The 6190-nt window shown below is 72.1% G+C and carries 7 protein-coding genes; 5 read left to right on the top strand and 2 right to left on the bottom strand.

The window, feature by feature from the left end; genetic code table 11:
- On the bottom strand, positions 1–387 hold a 387-nt coding region (locus GT354_RS26315), incomplete at its 3' end, for an ABC transporter transmembrane domain-containing protein (RefSeq protein ID WP_161358859.1).
- 136 nt (positions 388–523) lie between these two features.
- Here GT354_RS26315 and GT354_RS26320 point away from each other — a divergent pair.
- Complete coding sequence (locus GT354_RS26320; RefSeq protein ID WP_161358860.1) at positions 524–1885, top strand: GH1 family beta-glucosidase; 1362 nt, start codon at positions 524–526, stop codon at positions 1883–1885.
- 251 nt (positions 1886–2136) lie between these two features.
- On the top strand, positions 2137–2355 hold the full coding sequence (locus tag GT354_RS26325; RefSeq protein ID WP_237535472.1) for a hypothetical protein: 219 nt from the start codon (positions 2137–2139) through the stop codon (positions 2353–2355).
- A gap of 331 nt (positions 2356–2686) precedes the next feature.
- Here the strand turns inward: GT354_RS26325 and GT354_RS54510 are convergent, their stop codons facing one another.
- Positions 2687–3208: a heme-binding protein gene (locus GT354_RS54510; protein ID WP_346012181.1), complete on the bottom strand. Its 522-nt coding sequence runs from the start codon at positions 3206–3208 to the stop codon at positions 2687–2689.
- 46 nt (positions 3209–3254) lie between these two features.
- Between GT354_RS54510 and GT354_RS26335 the strand changes: the two genes are divergently transcribed.
- The 3 genes from GT354_RS26335 (at position 3255) to GT354_RS26345 (ending at position 5826) form a co-directional block, all read left to right on the top strand.
- On the top strand, positions 3255–4169 hold the full coding sequence (locus GT354_RS26335; protein ID WP_161358863.1) for an SDR family NAD(P)-dependent oxidoreductase: 915 nt from the start codon (positions 3255–3257) through the stop codon (positions 4167–4169).
- Positions 4166–5200, top strand: a complete 1035-nt coding sequence (locus GT354_RS26340; RefSeq protein ID WP_161358864.1) for a TIGR03617 family F420-dependent LLM class oxidoreductase — start codon at positions 4166–4168, stop codon at positions 5198–5200. The genes GT354_RS26335 and GT354_RS26340 overlap by 4 nt, the downstream gene beginning before the upstream one ends.
- Before the next feature lie 320 nt (positions 5201–5520).
- The gene (locus tag GT354_RS26345; RefSeq protein ID WP_161358865.1) at positions 5521–5826 is read left to right on the top strand and encodes a hypothetical protein; all 306 of its coding nucleotides are present in this window, start codon (positions 5521–5523) and stop codon (positions 5824–5826) included.
- Positions 5827–6190: the final 364 nt, after the last annotated feature.

Consider the following 6190-nt stretch of genomic DNA (forward strand, 5'->3'; position numbering starts at 1 on the left):
GCCCCGACTGACGATCTGCCCGGTCTGCAACTCGTCCTGGCGGGCCCCGTCCAGGCGCGAGAGGGCACCGAAGATGCGGGTGCGCAGGTCGTACTGCACGTCCAGGGACAGCTTGCCCGCGACGTAGCGCCGCGCGAACGAGCACGCGAACGTCACCAACGCCGCGCCCACCAACAGGATCGACAGCGGAACGAGGTCGCCGACCTGTCCGGAGACCGCGTCGTCGACCACCTTGCGCTGGACGAGCGGGACCAGAGCGGTCACGCCCATGCCCAGCAGCGACGCGCCGAACGCGATCAAAACGCTGGTCCGATGCTGCCACGAGGCCGCCATCAGGCGGCGCAGCCAACCCTGTTCGGAGTCGCCGGGCGAAGGTCGGGTTGTCATAGCCAACCATTCTAATTGTTAGCCGAGGAAACGATGTACGGATAACCGGATCGTCCCTGGACCACACTCTCCCGGCGGGCCATCATGGGCCGCGTTCGACGCGAGACACCCGCCCGTCACCTGCCCTGGAGCCGCCATGACGACCCCCGCCACCCCCTGGGATCTGCCCGCCGGCTTCACGTGGGGAACCGCGACGGCCGCCTACCAGATCGAGGGCGCGGTGACCGAGGACGGCCGCGGTCCGTCCGTGTGGGACACGTTCTGCGCCGAGCCCGGTCGAGTGCGCGACGGGCACACCGGCGCGGTCGCGTGCGACCACTACCACCGCTGGGCCGAGGACGTCGCGCTGATGGCCGACCTGGGCGTCGACGCGTACCGCTTCTCCGTCGCGTGGCCGCGGATCCAGCCCGACGGTCGCGGCGCGCCCAATGCGGCCGGCCTGGACTTCTACGACCGCCTCGTCGACGCGCTCCTCGCCCGCGGCATCACGCCCACCCCCACGCTCTTCCACTGGGACCTCCCACAGGCCCTGGAGGACGCCGGCGGCTGGCTCGCCCGGGACAGCGCCGAGCGCTTCGCGGAGTACGCCGGACACGTCGCGGCCCGCCTGGGCGACCGGGTGCGCACCTGGATCACGCTCAACGAGCCGTTCATCCACATGGCGTGGGGCTACGCCCTGGGCGTGCACGCACCGGGACACGCGCTGCTCCTGGACGCCTTGCCCGCCGCGCATCACCAACTGCTCGGGCACGCCTTGGCGGCCCGCGTGCTGCGCGAGCACGGCGCGGAACGTGTCCTGGTCTCGAACAACCTGACGCCGGTCACCGCCGCGAGCGACACGGCGGCCGACCGCGCCGCCGCCGACGCGTACGACACGTTGCACAACCGCCTGTTCACCGACCCCCTGCTGCTCGGCCGCTACCCCGACCTGAGCGCCTACGGCCACGACAGCACCGCGCTGCCGTTCGTCGAGCCGGGCGATCTCGACCTGATCGGCGGCTCGATCGACGGCCTGGGCGTGAACTACTACAACCCGACCCTGATCGCCGAGGGCGAGCCCGACTCGCCGTTGCCGTTCACGAGTGTGGAGATCACCGGCGTCGCGCGCACCGCGTTCGACTGGCCCGTGGTTCCCGAGGGCCTGACCACCCTGCTCACCGGACTCGGCGAGCGTTATCGGGACGCGCTCCCACCGATCTGGATCACCGAGAACGGCTGTTCGACCGCGGAAGGCGACGACGACGTCGAACGCATCGCGTTCCTCGACGGGCATATCGCGGCCGTCGCCGCGGCGGTCAAAGCGGGAATCGACGTCCGCGGTTATTTCGTGTGGTCCCTCATGGACAACTTCGAATGGGCCGAGGGCTATCACCAACGCTTCGGGCTGATCCATGTCGACTTCCCGAGCGGCACCCGCACCCCCCGCGCGTCCTACCGGTGGCTGCGCGATCGACTCGCCCCGACGTCGACGGACGGGGTCGCGCACAGGCCCGCATAACGCCCGGGTCGGGACATGGACACGTGGGTGAGCGCGCAGGCGCACAATCCTCACCCTTCCGAGTGAAATTGCGTGTCCTGAGCCCTGGGCCAACTGATGTCGTCACCCGAGAGGGCGAACGGCGCCTTTTCCTGTGCCGACAAAACCCTAGAGTTGCCCCGCCGCCATGAAATCCCCGGGCGGCGCGGCGGAGCCGTGTCCGGAATTCCGAACACGGCGGGACGCCGATTCGTTCCCCCGACGTCCCGATGGTGAAGGGCAATTCCATGGTCAAGCACGGATTTCGCAGGGCTGCCGTGATCGTTACCGCGATCATTCTCGGCTCGATGGCATCGCTGTACATCCCTGCGGCGCGGGCCGCGCAGACTCCCCGGGAGCCGTTGATGCCCGACAGCTTCCTGCCGGCCCAACTCCTGCTGCCCTTCCAGAGCGCGGTGTTCAACCAGGAGGGCACGATGCTCGTCGGCTGACCTCCCCGGGGCGTCCCACCCCGGCCGCCCGCGAGTCACCGCACCACCGTCCGTCCGGACCCGCACCCCCTCGAACGCGGGGCCGCACGCACGAACGATCCCGGGGCCGTGGAACGCCGAACCGGCCTGTGCGCCCTTCGGCCCGGAATCGTCTCCGCCGCATCCGGGCCGGTCGACCCACACGGGAGTCGACCGGCTCGGGATGCCGGAGTGAGATCGTCGCCCCCGACACCGTGCTCCAGCCCGGTCTCGTCGCCTCGCGCGAGGGGCGACCGGCCCGGCACCCCACGCGAGGGGCGACCCACCCGGCTTCGTCCCGCGTCGTGCGGGGCTACCTCGGCCGACCCGCGATGGCCTTGAGGCCCTCGGCGGCGTACTTCTCGTCCAAGTCGCCGCCGGGGGCATCCGCCACGCCGATGCCCCCGATCGGGGCGCCGTCCACCGCGACCGGCACCGCGCCGGCCGGGACAACGTGCGGATCGTTGCGACCGGGTCCGGCCGGCCGCTGCAACGAGCGCGTAGGTCGGCGCGTTCCAGGACACGGCCGTGAACGCCTTGCGGCGCCGCCGGCCCCTCGGGTCGCGGGCCGCGCCGTCGCCCTTGAGCACGACCCTCGTCGCCCCGAGCGGTCGACGACCACCACGGCGACCTGCCGCCCCTCCTGCTCGGCGAACCCGACCGCACCGACGCGGACACGGACACGGACACCGACGCCGACGCGGACGTCTCGCGGCGAAGCTCGGCGTGGACACCCGTGCCGCCGCGGTCGGGTGGCCGCCGAACGGCGGCGGATCCGGCCGACCTGACGCCTCGTCACCTTCGCCTCGAACGCCCTTGCCAAGGCGACACCCACGCTCCATAGTGCTAAACAAAGTCAAGCATCTGAAGCGGAGCGTGTCATGTCCCACGGACCCGAAACCACCACCGACGAACTCGTCGCCGGCCTCGACCTCTCCGGCCGCACGGCGGTGGTCACGGGCGGCACGTCCGGCCTCGGCCGGGAAACCGTACGCGTGCTCGCCGGGGCCGGCGCACACGTCGTGCTGACCGCGCGCGACCACGACAAGGGCCACGAGGCGGTCGCCGACCTGCCCGGCAAGGTCGACCACGTCGTGCTCGACCTGACCTCGCTGGCCTCGGTCCGCGCCGGCGCCGCCGAACTCACCGAGCGTTACCCAGCCGTCGACCTCCTGATCAACAACGCCGGCGTGATGGCCACGCCGTTCGGCCGCACCGCCGACGGCTTCGAGACGCAGTTCGGCACGAACCACCTCGGCCACTTCCTGCTCACTGCGCTGCTCGCGCCGACGCTGCGGGCGGGTGCCCGGGTGGTCAACCTCAGCTCGGCCGGACACGTCTCCTCGGGCGTTCGCTGGGACGACCCCCACTACGAAAGCGCTCCCGAGGAGTACCACCCCTGGAAGGCGTACGGCGCGTCCAAGACCGCGAACATCCTGTTCACCGTCGAACTCGACCGCCGCCTGCGCGCGCACGGCGTGCGCGCCTACGCCGTGCACCCGGGCATGATCGCCACCAACCTCGGCCGCTACATGACCCGCGACGCCGGCCGCGACCTGCACAAGAAGGTCACCGCCGCGCACATGCCCGCGTTCAAGTCCATCCCGGCCGGCGCCGCGACCCAGGTGTGGGCCGCGACCGCGCCCGAACTCGCCGACGTCGGCGGCGTGTACCTCGCGGATTGCGCGATCAGCGCCGAGCACGCCCCGTGGGCCCTCGACGAGGCCGACGCCGCGCGCCTGTGGACGCTGTCCGAGCAATGGGTCGGCGAGGCGTTCCCCGTTCTGCCCGCGTGAAGGTCTACACGGGGATGGATCCGCGCCTGCCGCTGCGCGACGTGGCCGCGCACGCGCGCCGCGTGGAACGGGCCGGATTCGACGGCCTCCAGGTCGCCGAGACCGTGCACGACGCGTTCGCGGTCGCGCTGCTGGCCCTGGAACACACCGAGCGAATCACGGTCCGCACGTCGGTGGCGCTCGCGTTCGTGCGCTCGCCGCTGCTCACCGCGTACAACGCGTGGGATCTGGCCCGATTCTCCGGCGGCCGGTTCCGGCTCGGCCTGGGCACGCAGGTCCGGCAGAACATCGAGGAGCGCCACGGCATGCCGTGGTCGGCTCCGGTGGCCCGGATGCGCGACTACGTCGGCGCGGTCCGGGCCGCGTTCGACGCGTTCGCGACCGGGGCGGCGCCCGCGTACGAGAGCGAGCACTACCGACTCACCCGTATGCAGCCCTACTTCAACCCGGGTCCCGATCCGGAGACCGCGCCACCGTCGATCCTGCTCGGCGGCGTCGGTCACGCGATGTGCGCGCTCGCGGGGGAGGTCGCGGACGGGTTGGTGACCCACCCGACCAATTCCAGCCCGCGCTACCTGGCGACGGTGGCCCGCCCGGCCGTGGCCGAGGGCGCGGCGCGGGCGAGCCGGTCCGGGGCCGACCTGCCCCGAGCGTTCGAATTGACCGCCGGTACCCAGGTGATCGCCGGTGCGACCCGCGCCGCGCTCGATCTCGAACGCGAGCGACAGCGCCGCCTGTTCGCGTTCTTGTACTCCACGCCCGCGTATCGCCCCACGCTCGACCTGTACGGGTGGGGCGAGTTGCAGGAACGGCTGCAGTCGATGATCCGTCAGGACGGCTGGGACCGGCTCGGCGCCCACGTCACCGACGAGGTCCTGGACACCCTCGTGCCGATGGCGTCGTACGCGGACCTGCCCGACCTGATCCGCGAGCGCTGGGGCGGCCTGGCCGACGCGGTCACCGTGCCGCTGCCCGCCGATCCCTCGGCCGACGCGCGGATCCGGGACGTGGTCGCCGCGCTGCGCGCCTAGCCGGCGCTGTGACGGGTGGGGCGACGGGCCCGCGAGCGGGGGGATTGCTCGCGGGCCCGTCTTCCTCGACGGCGTGCTGGGGGGAGGCGCGCGCCGTCGGCGGCCCCGCCGGCGCCGTCCCGGGCCCGGCGGGAGCTTGAGGCCACGATGCCCCGTCGCCGTCGTCCGTGCCGAAGGATCGCCCGATCCGATACCTGCGCCCGACCGAACCCAGTCCACTCGAATCGAATTGGCTCTTATCGATCAGGCCACTGAAGATCAGGATGGGAACTGGCCTCGAAGATCGGGGGCCGATTTCCGATCCGGGCAGGAAGTGTGCCGTGAACGTCTATGTCGCGTGGTCCCTCGTCGTCTTCGTGGTTGCGACCGCCGTGCTCGCCCCCTTCCTCGGCGCGGACTCCCGTGACGGGGCGGATTGGACCCGACCCACCGGCCGAACCGACGACCGCCGGCCGACCCCGACCGGGCGGCCGCACGACCAACGGTCCGGCCGCGCCGCACGCACGTCCGGTCGGCCCGACGCTCCCGTCGACCTGCCCCCCGACGTCTTCGCCGCGCCGCGCCCGATCCCCGTCCCGCGCCCCCGCCGCGCCGCCGCTTCGATCCGGGCCGGCAGGGATATCTGACGGATGGTCAGGTTTGCCGGGCCGTCCCCGCACAGGTGGCCCGGGCGACTCGTTTCATCGGCTGATCTTCCGATGATCGGCTCTCCCGGTCGCTCGCTGTGAGCGCTAGCATCCGCATTGAGGAGCTGCCGGACTTCGCCGTGCACACGGCCCCGCGTGACCCGAGAACCGCGGGCCGTGCCGGGCCGTTTGCCACCGTCCGGTACCAAGAGCAGCAGCCCACCGGGGGTCCATCTCCATGCACAGCGCCATCGGCCGTCGTACGTCCCGTCGTCTCTCCTTCGGCGCGGGGCTGCTCGCGGCGGTGTGCACGCTCGCGGCGCTCGCGCCCGCCACGAGCGCCGTCGCGGAACCCGACCACCTC

The sequence above is a fragment of the Streptomyces sp. SID3343 genome, assembly GCF_009865215.1.
Taxonomy (GTDB): Bacteria; Actinomycetota; Actinomycetes; order Streptomycetales; family Streptomycetaceae; genus Embleya.

Bases quoted from the DNA above. Each gene is read 5' to 3' on its own strand.
- GT354_RS26320 (WP_161358860.1), top strand. From the start codon at position 524: ATGACGACCCCCGCCACCCCCTGGGATCTGCCCGCCGGCTTCACGTGG.
- GT354_RS26335 (WP_161358863.1), top strand. From the start codon at position 3,255: ATGTCCCACGGACCCGAAACCACCACCGACGAACTCGTCGCCGGCCTC.